The organism is Halomonas sp. KM007 (assembly GCF_050709225.1).
GTDB classification, from domain to species: Bacteria; Pseudomonadota; Gammaproteobacteria; order Pseudomonadales; family Halomonadaceae; genus Vreelandella; species Vreelandella hamiltonii.
Genome location: NZ_CP136131.1, coordinates 418,539 through 433,331, shown reverse-complemented (window position 1 = coordinate 433,331; position 14,793 = coordinate 418,539). Strand labels below are relative to the sequence as shown.

The following is a 14,793-nucleotide window of genomic DNA, read 5'->3' as shown; positions in this document are numbered from 1 at the left end:
TATTCGGTCAGCGGTTAGCGGCGTCACACAGTTTTAGTCAGGTTATTTATTTTATCTTTGGGTTTCGCCTGCTTTTGCTTAAGCATTAAAAGCGATCCCCGTTCTTATAAAACGACGACAAGGAGATTTACCGACTCATGGCAGGCTCACCCAACGCATCCAATATGGTTGTCGGGCTGGACATTGGAACGTCCAAGGTCGTCGCGATAGTCGGTCAACCCACCGATGATGGTGGGATTGAAATCGCCGGTATCGGTTCTCACCCTTCTCGTGGCATGAAGCGGGGAGTGGTCATCAATATCGAATCCACGGTTCAGTCGATTCAGCGTGCAGTAGAAGAAGCAGAGCTGATGGCGGGTTGCGACATCCATTCCGTCTATGTCGGTGTGGCAGGCAGCCATATCAGCTCCATGAATTCCGACGGCGTGGTGGCCATCAAGGAGCGCGAAGTCACTCCTTACGATATCGAACGGGTCATCGATTCCGCGCGGGCACGGGCCATTTCCGAAGGGCAGCGAGTGCTGCATGTATTGCCCCAGGAGTTTTCCATCGACGCCCAAGGGGGCATCCGAGAACCGTTGGGCATGTCCGGGGTTCGTCTGGAAGCTCAGGTGCATCTGGTCACGGCTGCCTTGAATGCCGTGCAGAACATCGAAAAGTGCGTGCGGCGGTGCGGTCTGGATGTGGATGCTATTATTCTGGAACAGCTGGCATCCAGCATGGCGGTACTGACCGAAGACGAGCGCGAGCTCGGTGTCTGTATGGTCGATATCGGTGGGGGAACCACTGACATGGCCATCTTCAGCGAAGGTGCCATACGCCATACGGCGGTCATACCGATCGCGGGTGATCAGGTCACCAACGATATCGCCATGGCGTTGCGCACGCCCACTCAGCACGCAGAAGAAATCAAGGTAAAATACGCTTGCGCGCTGACGCAGCTGGCCGCCAGCGATGAAATGATCAAAGTACCCAGCGTGGGCGATCGCGCGGCACGAGATCTGTCGCGCCAAGCGTTGGCAGAAGTCGTGGAGCCTCGCTATGAAGAGCTCTTCACGCTGGTCAGAGACGAATTACGCCGCAGTGGCTATGAGGATATGGTGGCGGCGGGAGTGGTGCTTACCGGCGGCACTTCACGCATGGAAGGTGTCAGCGAATTGGCCGAAGAAATTTTTCACATGCCGGTTCGTATTGCCTGCCCACAAAATGTCAGAGGCTTGGCAGATGTGGTTCGCAATCCTATCTATGCGACGGGCGTTGGTTTGCTGCACTATGCACTGCAGGAAACGCGTCATGGGCAAGGCCTAGAAAGCCACGGGGGAAGCGCTGCGGGACACAAAGGACGCAGTGAATTTGCCCGACGTGATATCAAGGATGGCCATTCGGCGCTGGCAAGAATCAAAGGCTGGTTCAAAGGAAATTTCTGATAGGGCCGCGACGCGGTTCAGGAGACGGGGCTTATGTTCGAATTGGTAGATAACGCACCCTCGAGCAGTGCGGTCATTAAAGTAGTCGGTGTTGGCGGTGGCGGCGGCAATGCTGTCAACCACATGGTCGAGAGCAACATCGAAGGCGTCGAATTCATTTGCGCCAACACCGATGCACAGGCGCTCAAGCGGGTGTCGGCAAAAACGGTGCTTCAGTTGGGGGGGGAAATCACCAAGGGGCTGGGCGCAGGCGCCAACCCTGAGGTGGGTCGTCAGGCCGCGATGGAAGATCGTGATCGTATTGCCGAGCTGCTCAGTGGCGCCGACATGGTCTTCATCACTGCCGGTATGGGCGGTGGCACGGGGACAGGAGGCGCTCCAGTGGTTGCCCAGGTCGCCAAAGAGCTGGGCATCCTGACGGTTGCCGTGGTCACCCGTCCCTTCCCGTTCGAAGGGCCAAAGCGCATGCGAGCGGCCGAGGAGGGCATGAAAGAGCTTTCCGAGCATGTCGATTCGTTGATCACCATCCCCAACGAAAAGCTGCTGTCGGTGCTGGGCAAGAACGCGACCCTGCTGACGGCATTCAGCGCTGCCAACGACGTGCTGCTGGGGGCGGTGCAAGGCATTGCCGAGCTGATCACCAGCCCGGGCATCATCAACGTCGACTTTGCCGACGTGCGTACTGTCATGTCCGAAATGGGCATGGCGATGATGGGTACTGGCGGCGCCACTGGTGAGAACCGTGCCCGTGAAGCTGCAGAGAAAGCCATCCGCAGCCCGCTGCTGGAAGATATCGACCTGCACGGTGCCCGCGGCATTCTGGTCAACATCACGGCTGGCCCCGACCTATCCATTGGCGAGTTCAATGACGTCGGTGCCACGGTGCAGGAGTTCGCCTCTCAGGAAGCCACCATCGTCGTGGGTACTTCCATCGATATGGAGATGTCCGACGAGCTGCGCGTGACCGTTGTGGCGGCTGGCCTGGATGGCAGCAAGGCCAAGGCCGTGTCTCGCGAACCGGCACGCCGCTCCGCTGCAGATGCCGGTGGTTCCGACTACCGTAAATTGCAGCAGCCCACCGTCATGCGGCAACAGGCTACCGCGCGTGCCGAAGCGCCGGAAGCAGCAGCCAAGCCACGCCCTGAAAAACGTCGTTCGGCCGATGCCGATGACTATCTGGATATCCCCGCGTTCCTGCGCCGCCAGGCAGATTGATCTGCGCTATCAGGTTTATTGAGGCAGCAAACGAGAGTTTTATTGGTAAAACGCTCGTTTGCTGTTAAAGTGAACACTGTTTGATAACTTTTCTCCCCCTGCGGCTGGGTAGCGACTCGTTACACGCCGCCGATATTAGAGCTTGACCACTGCCCATGATCAGACAACGCACACTACAAAACGTCATCCGCGCCACTGGAGTGGGTCTGCACTCTGGCAAGAAAGTCCATCTGGCTTTGCGCCCGGCACCGGCCAACACGGGTATTGTGTTTGTCAGAACCGATCTGGACCCAGTGGTTCACGTTCCTGCCCGCGCCGAGCTGGTGGAAGACACTACCTTGTGCACGGCACTTTCCCATGAAGGCGTCAAGGTAGCCACCGTCGAGCACCTCATGTCTGCCTTTGCGGGCTTGGGTATCGACAATGCCTACGTGGATATCAGTGCCGCGGAAGTGCCGATCATGGATGGTAGCGCCAGCCCGTTCGTTTTCCTCATCCAGTCTGCAGGTATTCTCGAACAGGACGCGGCCAAGAAATTCATTCGCATCAAGCGTCGTGTGGCGGTCAGTGATGGTGACAAGGAAGCCGTATTCCTGCCCCATCAAGGCTTCAAGGTGTCATTTGCCATCGACTTCGACCATCCTGTCTTCGAGCAGCAGAAGCAGACGGCATTGATCGATTTTTCCACGACCTCGTTTGTCAAGGAAGTCTCTCGGGCCAGAACCTTTGGCTTCATGCGTGACCTGGAATACCTGCGCTCGAACAATCTGGCGCTGGGTGGCAGTCTCGACAACGCCATCGTGGTGGATGATTACCGTATCGTGAATGAAGGTGGTCTGCGCTACGAGGACGAATTCGTGAAGCACAAGGTGCTCGACGCCATCGGCGATCTGTATCAGCTTGGCTACAGCCTGATTGGCGAGTTCCGTGGCGTGAAATCCGGCCATGCCCTCAACAATCGTCTGTGCCGTGAGCTGATGGCGCAGCCCGATGCCTACGAAATCGTGACCTTCGAAGAAGAGAAGGCCGTTGCGCCTATCTCCTATGCGGCACCCGCCATGGCGTAACGTGGTTTTTGAAGCGCGCAGGTTGAAATCGGGGGAATGCCCCCCACTAATAATAAAGCACCGCCATGCGGTGCTTTATTGCGTTTGGCCTGGCAGTCAGGTGCATGACGTGCTCCGCAGGCGGCTCATGAAGAGCGCTGGGCATGCGAAGCAAGGCGCTCCAGGGCCTGCTTCAGCTTGGGGTGTTCGGTGTCTTCGGCGCACTCCATGAGGGTCGTGCCAGCGCTGGTAGAGAGAGTGCGCGCATAGCGTGCCGGTGGTGTCACGGTGCGCACGGGGCGTACTTTCAGCGTAAAGCCAGTGACCCCTGCAAAGCCGGGGAGTTGCTGCAGGAGGCTCAAAAGGCGCGGTTGCTCGTAGCGCAACCAGGTCAACCAGCTGGCCTGGCTGCTGATCAGGGTCAGTCGTCCATTGCTGAAGCCGCCGACGAACACATGCGCACGCATCTCTTCGGGCAAGTGGGCCCGAAGATGGGTCTGGGCTTGATCGATCAGGCGCGACTGACGCATCAGGTGGCCTGCGCCAGCGGACGCGTTCAGCAATTGGGTAATGGGCTGTGCGCGGGAACGCTTAACCTTTATACTCATTTACCTGATTCCTGGGGTGTTGCGGATAGTATCGTGCTGACGAGTGCGCGCAGCACCCATGTTTTTCGTCTATCGACAGAGCCTAACACGCTCAGGAGCCACGCCACAGCATGCCATCAACGCTCGATACATTATCTGCTCTGCCTCGGCGACATCGTCGCCATGGGCTGGCGCGTTGGTGGCTTGCGGGCCTGCTGGTGAGCTGTCTGCTGCCCGCCAGTTTACACCCTTCCGATCTGCGCAGCAGCGACCGGAGCGTGTGTATCTGCTTTTGGGTGCCCGCCATGCTGCGTGCCCAGTCGCAGTGGATCGCCAAAAAGCGCCGCGCGCTAAGGCGCTGGGTAGCACGCCAGCAGCGTCAACTTCCTGTTCTGAAAAGCTTTCTCTCTTTCTTTTCCGTCATGCTCCGCCAGACGATCGCTCTGGATATATGCTCTCCTCGGGGGCCGCCAGCCCGTTGACCTGCCGCTAGCGGTACGTTCATTTACCCGACGTTAATTGACCCTATGAAAGAGTGCGCCTGAAGAGGTCGCTCCTGTTGATGTGGATATTTCATGATTAATTCCTTGTTACGCAAAGTCGTTGGCTCCAAGAACGACCGTGAAGTCAAACGCATGCTCAAGAGCGTGCAGAGTGTCAACGTACTGGAAGAGACCCTGGTCGGCTTGAGCGATGGCGAGCTGCAGGCCAAGACGGCCGAGCTGCGCCAGCGTCTGGAGGCTGGGGAAAGCCTGGATAAACTGCTGCCTGAGGCCTTTGCGGTAGTGCGCGAAGCCGGCAAGCGAGTCATGGGCATGCGTCACTTCGATGTGCAGATGGTCGGTGGCATGACGCTGCACCGCGGCCGTATCGCCGAAATGAAAACCGGCGAGGGCAAGACCCTGGTGGGCACGCTGGCGGTATACCTGAATGCCTTGACGGGCAAAGGGGTACACGTGGTCACGGTGAACGACTATCTGGCTCGCCGTGATGCCGAGTGGATGCGCCCGCTGTATGAGTTCCTGGGGCTGTCGATAGGGGTGATTTTTGCTGGCCAGACCGGTGAAGAGAAGCGCCACGCCTACCAATGTGACATCACCTACGGCACCAACAACGAGTTTGGCTTCGACTACCTGCGCGACAACATGGCGTTCTCGCTGGAGGACAAGGTGCAGCGCGGTTTGCACTATGCCATTGTCGACGAAGTGGACTCCATCCTGATCGACGAAGCACGTACGCCGCTGATCATTTCCGGTGCGGTGGACGAGAACACCGAGCTGTACACCATCGTCAACCGTCTGGCCCAGCAGCTGGAGCAGGCGGAAGTATCCGAAGACGAAGACGCTCCTGTCGAAGGCGACTTCGTGCTGGACGAGAAGCAGAAGCAGGTCGAGCTCACCGAGCAAGGCCATAACAAGGTCGAGGAGTTGATGCGCGCCGAAGGCTTGCTGGGCGAAGGCGATTCGCTCTATGCGGCGCAAAACCTCAACCTGTTGCAGCACATGCACTCGGCGCTGCGGGCGCGGCACCTCTATCATCTTGACGTCGACTACATCGTCGCCGACGGGCAAGTGGTCATCGTCGATGAGCACACTGGGCGCACCATGCCTGGCCGCCGCTGGTCGGAAGGCCTGCACCAGGCGGTCGAGGCCAAAGAGGGCGTGACCGTTCAGCGTGAAAGCCAGACCCTGGCATCGACCACCTTCCAGAATTACTTCCGCCTTTATGAAAAACTGGCGGGCATGACCGGCACTGCAGATACCGAGGCCTTCGAGTTTCGTCAGATCTACGGCCTCGACGTCATCGTCATTCCCACCAACCGGCCTCTGGCACGCAAGGATCTCAACGACCTCGTCTATCTCAGTGCCGAAGAGAAGTACGAAGCGATCATCAAGGACGTCTCTGCCGAGACCGCGGCGGGTCGACCGGTGCTGGTCGGTACGGCTTCCATCGAGACCTCCGAATATCTGGCACGCCTGATGCGTGACGCGGGCCTCAAATTCAGCGTGCTCAATGCCAAGCAGCACCAGAGCGAAGCCGAAATCATTGCCCAGGCCGGGCGCCCCGGCGCCATCACCATTGCCACCAACATGGCCGGTCGTGGTACCGATATCATGCTGGGCGGCAACTGGGAGGCTGATGCCGCCAAGCTGCAGAACCCGACCCAGGCCCAGCTCGATGCCCTGAAAGCCGAATGGCAGGAGCGTCATGATGCGGTACTGGCAGCTGGCGGGCTGCACGTGATCGGTTCCGAACGCCACGAATCGCGTCGTATCGACAATCAGCTGCGTGGCCGTGCGGGCCGTCAGGGCGACCCTGGCTCCACGCGCTTCTTCCTCTCGCTGGAAGACAGCCTGATGCGACTGTTCGGCTCGGACCGAGTGAAGCGTTTGATGCAGGCGCTGGGTCTGGAGCGTGGCGAAGCCATCGAGCACAAGATGGTGTCCAACGCCGTCGAGCGTGCCCAGAAGAAAGTCGAGGGGCGCAACTTCGATATTCGTAAGCAGCTGCTCGAGTACGATGACGTCGCCAACGACCAGCGCCGCGTCATTTACGAGCAGCGTAACGAAATTCTCGCCTCTGACGACGTATCGAGCGCCGTGCTGGGCATTCGTGAGGAGGTGATGGAAGAGGCCATCAGCACCTACGTGCCGCCGCAGAGCTTGGCCGAGCAGTGGGATCTGCATGGCCTGGAGTCGCATCTGAAAACCGAGTTCAATCTGGATGCACCGGTGGTTCAGTGGGCGGAAGAGGATGAGCGCTTCAGTGAAGAGAAGCTGCGCGAGCGCCTGCAGACCATGCATCGTGAAGCTTACGAAGCCAAGATTGCCTCGGCGGGCGCGGCGTTGATTCGTCGCTTCGAGAAGCAGGTCATGCTGCAGGTGCTGGATACGCGCTGGAAAGAGCATCTGCAATCCATGGACCACCTGCGTCGCGGTATCCATCTGCGTGGCTACGCCCAGAAGAACCCCAAGCAGGAGTACAAGCGCGAGTCCTTCGAACTGTTCCAGCATCTGCTGACCAACATCAAGGCCGATGTCACCCGCATCCTGAGTCATGTCCAGGTGCGCCAACCAGAAGAAGTGGATGCGCTGGAGCAGAAGCGCCGCGAAGAGCTGGCGCGTGAGAAGGCCACGGCGGCCAGCCGCCACGATGCGCCCAGCGAAGATGGTGAGGCAGCCGCGCCTGGTGCCGATGGGCGCCCGCTGCGCCGTGAGGGGCCGAAAGTCGGCCGTAACGATCCGTGTATTTGTGGTTCCGGCAAGAAATACAAGCAGTGCTGCGGCAAACTAAGCTGATTATCGTTAGCGCACGTTAAGGAGAGAAACATGGCGGTGGGTAACCTTCCCTTTCCGGAGTTGCCACCCCTTGAAGGGGTGCGTCTGGGCACTGCAATGGCGGGCATCAAGAAGCCGGGCCGCCGCGATATGGTGGTGATCGAGCTACCCGAAAGCGCCAGTGTGGCGGGCGTGTTTACCCGCAATGCGTTCTGCGCAGCGCCGGTCACCGTGGCCAAGGAGCACATGGCGCAGTGCCAGGCGGCGGGGAAGGCCCCTCGCTATTGGCTGATCAATACCGGTAATGCCAATGCGGGTACCGGCGATTCAGGGATGCAGGATGCTCGTGAGAGCTGCGAGGCACTGGCCGCGCAGGCAGGCGTTTCGGCGCAACAGGTGCTGCCGTTTTCGACCGGTGTGATCGGTGAGCCGCTGCCCATGGCGCGGCTGTTGGCGGGTCTGTCGCCAGCGCTGGATACCCTGGCGGCGAGTAGTCAGGCTTGGCAACACGCCGGTGAAGGTATACTGACCACCGACACCCGCGCCAAAGGGGCAACGGTGACGCTAGCGCTGGGGGACCAGCAGGTCACCATCAACGGCATTACCAAAGGGTCGGGCATGATCAAGCCCAACATGGCCACCATGCTGGGGTTCGTGGTCACCGATGCGGCCATCGAGCAAACGCTGTTGGCAACCCTGCTGCGTGAGACCGTCGACCGGTCGTTCAACTGCATCACGGTGGATAGCGACACCTCCACCAACGACGCCTGCATGCTGGCGGCCACGGGTACCGGCGTTCGCATCGAAAGCGATGAGCAGGTGGCGATTTTCCGCAACGGCCTGCAGCGCGTGATGACCGAGCTTGCACAGGCCATCATTCGTGATGGCGAAGGAGCGACCAAGTTCGTCACTTTGCAGGTCGATGAGGCGCGTACCCGCCAGGAGGCACTGGATGTCGCCTTCACCGTCGCCCACTCACCGCTGGTGAAAACCGCGCTGTATGCCTCGGATGCCAACTGGGGGCGTATTCTGGCCGCAGTGGGCCGTGCGCCAGTTGAGGCCTTCGACGTCAGCCGAGTGGTCATCGACCTCGGGGACGTGCGCCTGGTGGAGCAGGGCGGTCGCGCCAGCAGCTATACCGAGGCCGCTGGCAGTGCGGTCATGGCGCAGGAGGAGATCACCATTCGGATCACGCTGGGTCGTGGTGAGGAGGGGGCTACCGTGTGGACCTCCGACCTTTCCCATGACTATGTGTCCATCAATGCGGATTACCGCAGCTAGGCTGTGGCATCGTGCTCAACAAAGCCAGATAGCGCCGTACCTGTCCCGTGCGGCGCGCACAGAGTGGATTAGACGTAATGAGTGTAATGGTAAAACGACGGGTTCATGTCGCGGCAGCGGCCATCATCAGCGCTGATCAGAAGCACGTGCTGATCGCGCGTCGGCCGTCCAATGTCGATCATGGCGGCCTGTGGGAGTTTCCTGGCGGCAAGCTGGCGCCCTATGAAACGGGCCTGGAAGGTCTGAAGCGTGAGCTGCATGAAGAGCTGGGGGTAGAGATCGTGCGCGCCCAGCCTCTGATTCGTGTGCACCACGAGTACCCGGACAAGCACATTCTGCTGGACGTGTGGCAAGTGCATGAGTTTGCCGGTGAACCTTTCGGGCGTGAAGGTCAGGCCGTGCGCTGGGTACCCATGGACGAGCTGGTGAACTACCCGTTCCCCGCCGCCAATCTGCCCATCCTGCGCGCAGTGATGCTGCCTACCGAATACCTCATTACCGGTGAAGAGGCCGATGATGAGCGGTTTGCGGCACTGCTGGAGCGTGCCCTGCGTGAGGATAGTGTTCGGCTGGTGCAGCTGCGGGCCAAGTCGCTGGATAAAGCGGCCTACCTGACGCGGGCAGAGCGTGCGTTGGCGCTGTGCCGCCAGTACGGCGCCAAGCTGCTGCTCAATGCCGAGCCGGAAGTGCTGGAGCAGGTGGATGCCGACGGTATTCATCTCACCAGTGCCCGTTTGATGTCGCTGGACCGCCGCCCCATTGCCGAAAACAAGTGGCTCTCTGCCTCGACCCATGACCAGACGCAGCTGTCTCAAGCCGCCGTGCTGGGCTGCGATTTCGTGACGCTGTCACCCCTGCGGACCACGCCCTCCCACCCGGAAGTGGCCCCCATGGGGTGGCACGACTTCCAGCAGTTGGTCGAGCGGGCGGGCATGCCGGTGTTCGCGCTGGGTGGCATGACGCGCTTCGATGCCAACCATGCCCGGGCCGTGGGGGCTCAGGGGATCGCGTCGATCCGCGATTTCTGGAAGTGAGCCCGTGACGTCCGGCCCTGCTTGCTGGCAGGCGACGGGCGACATGGCGTGAAGAAGGGACGCCTCGTGATGCAAATGAAAACGCCTGCTCGGGTTACCCGGGCAGGCGTTTTTTTATGATGGCGGTGGTTGAAAGAACGCTTGGCTCAATCCCGGTAGCGGCGCGTCAGGTCACCGTAGGCATCGATACGGCGGTCGCGCAGATAAGGCCAGATGCGTCGCGTGTTTTCACTGCGCGCCATGTCCAGGGTCACCACCAACTGCTCGCGCTGCTCGCCAGCGTGGGCCAGCAGTTCCCCCTGGGGGCCGCAGATGAAGCTGCCTCCCCAGAATTCGATACCCTCGCCGACGCCCGAATGGTCGACTTCGAAGCCCACCCGGTTGGCGACCAGTACCGGCAGGCCATTGGCGACGCCGTGGGCACGCTGAATCAGCGTCCAGGCTTCCTTCTGGCGAGCTTTTTCGGCAGGGTCGTCGCTGGGGTCCCAGCCAATCGCCGTGGGGTAGAGCAGCAGCTCCGCGCCCGCCAGCGCCATGAGTCGTGCGGCTTCCGGATACCACTGATCCCAACACACCAGGATGCCCAGGCGTCCCACCGAGGTGTCGATGGGGGTGAAACCATCGCCACGGGCGGCATCGGCATCGCCGGGGGTGAAGTAGAATTTCTCGTAGAAGCCGGGATCGTCGGGAATGTGCATCTTGCGATACTGGCCCACGCGACCCTGGGCGCGGTCATACACCACGGCGGTATTGTGGTAGAGGCCTGCGGCGCGCTTCTCGAACAGCGAGCCCACCAGCACGATATCCAGCTCTTTTGCCAGGTCGGCCAGGCGCTGCCCGGTGGGGCCATCCAGCGGCTCGGCCAGATCGAACAGCGCCGGGTCTTCGTATTGGCAGAAGTAGTGGGTAGCATGCAGCTCCTGCAGCAGTACCAGCTGGGCACCCTGGCGGGCTGCTTCGCGAATACCGGCTTCGCTCTCTGCCAGGCTGCGTGCCTTGTCAGGCCAGGCAGCCTGTTGAATGACCGCAACGTTCAGCGTGTGTGACATGCCGTTCTCCTCAAGACGTTCACTTCAAGGCGTTAGTTTGAAGACATTATCTTCAAGACATTATCTTCAAGACATGGAAACAATCGGGGCGAGTGTGCCTTTGGGTAGCTGCATGGTCAGGCAGTGCAGGCTGCCGTGCTGGCGAATCACGCTGACGCACTCGATCGGGATCAGTGTGTGCTCCGGAAACGCCGTGGCCAGGGCTTGCAGGGCAACCACGTCGGCGGGGTCACCATAGGTGGGCACCAGCACCGCTTCGTTGATGATCAGGAAGTTGGCGTAGGTAGCCGGCAGCCGGTGGCCATCCTCCGGATCGAAGCAGGCCTGTGGCCAGGGCAGGGCGATCAGGCGGTAGGGCTCGCCATTGCGCTGGCGGAATGCCCTGAGCTCCTGCTCCATGGCCTGCAGTGCCGGATAATGCGGATCTGTTGGATCGTCGCAGCGCACGTAGGCAATGGTGGTGGGGTCGCAAAAGCGTGCCAGCGTGTCCACATGGCTGTCGGTGTCGTCGCCTTCCAGGTGGCCATGAGCCAGCCACAGAAAGCGGTCCACGCCGAAATCTTCTGCCAGCCGGGCTTCCACGTCGGCGCGGCTGAGGGTCGGGTTGCGGTTGGGGTTCAGCAGGCAGGCTTCGGTCGTCAACAGCGTGCCTTCGCCGTCGGTCTCGATGCCGCCCCCTTCCAGTACCATGGCCCGAGAGGCGACGGGGCAGGCCCATACTCCAGCGTCCGCCAGCCATTGGGTGAGCTGGTTGTCGTGCTCGGCAGGGAATTTTCCGCCCCAGCCGGTAAAGGTATAGTCCAGCAGCAGGGGCTGATCCTCTTCGTCCAGCACCGTGATGGGGCCGTGATCGCGCGCCCAGGTATCATCGGTGGGTGCGACAATCAGCTGCAGCTGCGCGTCGGGGATGCCATAAGCGCTGAACGTGGCGAGCAGGCGTTGCCGAGTCGCCTCATCCGGCACGCTGATGATGACGCGTTGATAGCGTGCGGTGGCCAACACAATGCGCTCAAGGGTTGCTTCGATCCGCGATAGCATGGGCGCCCAGTCGCCGTCTGGGCGGGGCCAGGTCAACTGTAGGCCATCCTGTGGATGCCATTCGGGGAGCAAGCGATACGTCTTGATAGCCAATGTCACGGGTACTCGTGTCGAGGTAAGAGAGCTCGCCCAGCGGGCAAGAGGAACGGGCGCAATTTAGGGGGTTGCCACGCAACTTGCAAGCGTTACCGTGTGCCAGGGAACAGCCGCTGCTTTCGCTACTCTAAGGCTGCGTTTGTACATGCAGCCATGCTGAAAAAACCGTACCATGGACGCTCATTATTAAGGAATGAAGCCATGCTTGATCGTTTGCCTTTCCTGGTGGGGCTGCGCTATGTGCGCGCTAAACGCCGCAACCATTTTATTTCGTTCATTTCGCTGACCTCGATGCTTGGGTTGATGCTCGGCGTGGCGGTGTTGATTCTGGTGTTGTCGGTCATGAATGGCTTCGATCATGAGCTGCGCACGCGTATCCTCGGCATGGTGCCGCACACCAAGATCGAAGCGCAGGAGGGTCTGGTCGAATGGGAGGCGCTGGCCAACCGGCTGACGCAGCGCGACCGGGTGATTGGCGCGGCGCCCTACGTCGAGCAGCAGGGTATGTTCTCGTCGGGTGGGCGTAATCAGGGGGCCATGGTGAACGGCATCCACCCTGACTGGGAAGGCCAGGTGTCGATCATTGGCCAGCACATGCGGGAAGGTGAGCTGGCCGATCTGGTGCCCGGCGAGTGGAATGTGGTGCTGGGCTCCATGCTGGCCAGGCGTCTTGGCGTCGGGGTGGGTGACCGCGTCACGCTGCTGGTGCCCGAAGCGTCGATTACGCCCGCTGGGGTCTTTCCCCGGCTGAAGCGTTTTACGGTTAGTGGAATCTTCAGCGTGGGCGCGGATCTGGATGCCAATCTGGCCTATGCCAACATCGAAGACATGCAGACCCTGGCGCGCATGGGCGACGCCGTAGGCGGGCTGCGACTCGAGCTGGATGATCTGTTCGTGGCCGGGAGCGAAACCCAGGCCATCGTCAGGGAGCTGGGCTCGGGTTATCGTGGCACCGACTGGACGTTCTCCCACGGCAACCTGTTCCAGGCCATCCAGATGGAGAAGCGCATGATTGCACTGCTGCTGACGGTGATCATTGCGGTGGCGGCGTTCAACATTGTGTCCACCCTGGTTATGGTGGTGACCGACAAGCGTGCCGACATTGCCATCTTGCGCACCATCGGTGCCACACCACGCTCGATCATGGGTATTTTCATCGTCCAGGGGTTGGCCATCGGCTTGATCGGCATTGCCGTCGGGGTAGCGGTCGGCATTGCGCTGGCGCTGACCATTTCCGACATCATCGCCTGGTTCGAGAGTGCTTTCGGCATCCAGTTCCTCGATGCTGGGGTCTACTTCATCAGCGACTTGCCCTCGCGCTTGCAGTGGAGCGATGTGCGGGACATCGTGCTGGCCGCCTTCGGCCTGACGTTCCTCTCGACACTTTACCCTGCCTGGCGAGCAGCTCGGGTTCAACCGGCTGACGTACTGCGCTATGAATAAGGATGCTCTGATGACTTCGACGATTACTCAACCACCCGCCGTCATGCTGGAATGCCGTGGCCTGACACGGGTGTATAGCGAAGGGCCGCAGGATTTGACGGTGCTGGACCAGCTGGATCTGCAGGTACATGCCGGGGAGCGCGTGGCCATCGTGGGCAGCTCCGGTTCCGGCAAGACTACGCTGTTGAACCTGCTGGGGGGGCTGGATCGCCCCAGTGAGGGCAGCGTGGTGATCGCCGGCGAGCCGCTGTCGGACCTCAACGAAGCCGCACTTGGCAAGTTTCGCAATCGCTATATCGGTTTCGTTTACCAGTTCCACCACCTGCTGGCCGAGTTCACTGCCTTGGAGAATGCCGCGCTGCCGCTGATCATTCGCGGCCAGGCGAAAAAGGTCGCCGAACAGCGCGCCTTGCAACTGCTCGACCGGGTGGGCATGAAGGCGCGTGCCGACCACAAGCCTGGTGAGCTTTCGGGCGGCGAGCGCCAGCGTGTGGCCATTGCCAGGGCGCTGGTGACCGACCCGAGCCTGGTGTTGATGGATGAGCCCACTGGGAATCTCGATCAGACCACCGCCAGCACCATTCTGGACTTGATGGATGAGCTGGCCAAGGAGAGCGCCTGCGCCTTCGTGATCGTGACCCACGATGTGAGCCTGGCGGCTCATCAGGATAGGGTCATGAAGCTGGATGGTGGGCGGCTCGTCGAGCAGCTCCAGAGTTAATCGCTCAGGGGTTAATCGTCGAACTGCGATTCGATGCAGGCTCTGCGCCGTCGCCTTTTCAGGCGGCGGCGTTTCCAGTTATGGGAGACGTGCCAGCGCCAGATGAGCCGAATTGCGACGTTGGAGATGATGGCCAGCACGATGGCACTGATCAGGGAACCCAGCAGGAGGGGCGGCAGGATGTCGTGCATCTGCTCGGCTATCCAGCGGGTCGAAATGCGAGAAGGCGCCTCTCGCACCGGAGCGCCCAGCAAAAAAGTACCGATCCGATAATTGATATAAAAGATCAACGGCATGGTCAGCGGATTGGTGACCCACACCAGACCCACCGACAGGGCCAGATTGCAGCGAGCCAGCCGTGCCCCCAGCGCGGCCACGACCATTTGAAAAGGAATGGGCAGCATGGCACAAAAAAGCCCGACACTGAATGCGTTGGCAACGCTGCGTCGAGTGAGTAGCCACAAACCTGGGTCGGCAATCAACGGCGCCATGAAACGTAGCGATCGTTGGCGTCGGATGGTGTCCGGTTTAGGCATGTAGCGCTGCAGGAAACGGCGCGGCATGTCAGGTACTCTTGC

General features: G+C 60.6%; 13 protein-coding genes. 9 read left to right on the top strand and 4 right to left on the bottom strand.

Annotated elements, in window-relative coordinates; translation table 11 throughout:
* Window positions 1–137 precede the first annotated feature (137 nt).
* The 3 genes from ftsA to lpxC all read left to right on the top strand — a co-directional run bounded on the left by ftsA (window position 138) and on the right by lpxC (window position 3,709).
* Window positions 138–1,427: a cell division protein FtsA gene (gene ftsA / locus RVM27_RS02085; RefSeq protein ID WP_039177368.1), complete on the top strand. Its 1,290-nt coding sequence runs from the start codon at window positions 138–140 to the stop codon at window positions 1,425–1,427.
* A gap of 33 nt (window positions 1,428–1,460) precedes the next feature.
* Window positions 1,461–2,642: a cell division protein FtsZ gene (gene ftsZ, locus RVM27_RS02080; RefSeq protein ID WP_039177365.1), complete on the top strand. Its 1,182-nt coding sequence runs from the start codon at window positions 1,461–1,463 to the stop codon at window positions 2,640–2,642.
* Between the two features lie 155 nt (window positions 2,643–2,797).
* The gene (gene lpxC, locus RVM27_RS02075) at window positions 2,798–3,709 is read left to right on the top strand and encodes a UDP-3-O-acyl-N-acetylglucosamine deacetylase (RefSeq protein WP_039177362.1); all 912 of its coding nucleotides are present in this window, start codon (window positions 2,798–2,800) and stop codon (window positions 3,707–3,709) included.
* Window positions 3,710–3,834: 125 nt separating this feature from the next.
* Here the strand turns inward: lpxC and RVM27_RS02070 are convergent, their stop codons facing one another.
* The gene (locus RVM27_RS02070; RefSeq protein ID WP_498941044.1) at window positions 3,835–4,296 is read right to left on the bottom strand and encodes a DUF721 domain-containing protein; all 462 of its coding nucleotides are present in this window, start codon (window positions 4,294–4,296) and stop codon (window positions 3,835–3,837) included.
* Window positions 4,297–4,406: 110 nt separating this feature from the next.
* Between RVM27_RS02070 and RVM27_RS02065 the strand changes: the two genes are divergently transcribed.
* The 4 genes from RVM27_RS02065 to RVM27_RS02050 all read left to right on the top strand — a co-directional run bounded on the left by RVM27_RS02065 (window position 4,407) and on the right by RVM27_RS02050 (window position 9,868).
* A complete protein-coding gene (locus RVM27_RS02065) occupies window positions 4,407–4,757 on the top strand; it encodes a hypothetical protein (protein WP_287805769.1) in 351 nt (116 codons plus the stop codon).
* A 93-nt stretch (window positions 4,758–4,850) separates the two neighbouring features.
* The gene (gene secA / locus RVM27_RS02060) at window positions 4,851–7,574 is read left to right on the top strand and encodes a preprotein translocase subunit SecA (protein WP_498957239.1); all 2,724 of its coding nucleotides are present in this window, start codon (window positions 4,851–4,853) and stop codon (window positions 7,572–7,574) included.
* Window positions 7,575–7,604: 30 nt separating this feature from the next.
* The gene (gene argJ / locus RVM27_RS02055) at window positions 7,605–8,834 is read left to right on the top strand and encodes a bifunctional glutamate N-acetyltransferase/amino-acid acetyltransferase ArgJ (protein ID WP_100730792.1); all 1,230 of its coding nucleotides are present in this window, start codon (window positions 7,605–7,607) and stop codon (window positions 8,832–8,834) included.
* Between the two features lie 77 nt (window positions 8,835–8,911).
* Window positions 8,912–9,868 carry a Nudix family hydrolase gene (locus tag RVM27_RS02050; RefSeq protein WP_026001651.1) on the top strand — a complete coding sequence of 319 codons (957 nt, stop codon included), beginning with the start codon at window positions 8,912–8,914 and terminating at the stop codon, window positions 9,866–9,868.
* Between the two features lie 146 nt (window positions 9,869–10,014).
* On the opposite strand, the gene RVM27_RS02045 is transcribed toward RVM27_RS02050, so the two are convergent.
* Both RVM27_RS02045 and RVM27_RS02040 read right to left on the bottom strand, forming a co-directional pair.
* Complete coding sequence (locus RVM27_RS02045) at window positions 10,015–10,917, bottom strand: carbon-nitrogen hydrolase (protein WP_016913531.1); 903 nt, start codon at window positions 10,915–10,917, stop codon at window positions 10,015–10,017.
* A gap of 66 nt (window positions 10,918–10,983) precedes the next feature.
* On the bottom strand, window positions 10,984–12,054 hold the full coding sequence (locus RVM27_RS02040; protein WP_176212869.1) for an agmatine deiminase family protein: 1,071 nt from the start codon (window positions 12,052–12,054) through the stop codon (window positions 10,984–10,986).
* A gap of 198 nt (window positions 12,055–12,252) precedes the next feature.
* Between RVM27_RS02040 and RVM27_RS02035 the strand changes: the two genes are divergently transcribed.
* Together RVM27_RS02035 and RVM27_RS02030 are read left to right on the top strand one after the other, a co-directional pair.
* Window positions 12,253–13,494, top strand: coding sequence for an ABC transporter permease (locus tag RVM27_RS02035; protein ID WP_498941053.1), 1,242 nt, complete (start codon window positions 12,253–12,255; stop codon window positions 13,492–13,494).
* A 10-nt stretch (window positions 13,495–13,504) separates the two neighbouring features.
* Window positions 13,505–14,215 carry an ABC transporter ATP-binding protein gene (locus RVM27_RS02030; protein WP_016913534.1) on the top strand — a complete coding sequence of 237 codons (711 nt, stop codon included), beginning with the start codon at window positions 13,505–13,507 and terminating at the stop codon, window positions 14,213–14,215.
* Window positions 14,216–14,226: 11 nt separating this feature from the next.
* On the opposite strand, the gene RVM27_RS02025 is transcribed toward RVM27_RS02030, so the two are convergent.
* Window positions 14,227–14,778, bottom strand: a complete 552-nt coding sequence (locus RVM27_RS02025; protein WP_016913535.1) for a DUF2062 domain-containing protein — start codon at window positions 14,776–14,778, stop codon at window positions 14,227–14,229.
* Between the last annotated feature and the right edge of the window lie 15 nt (window positions 14,779–14,793).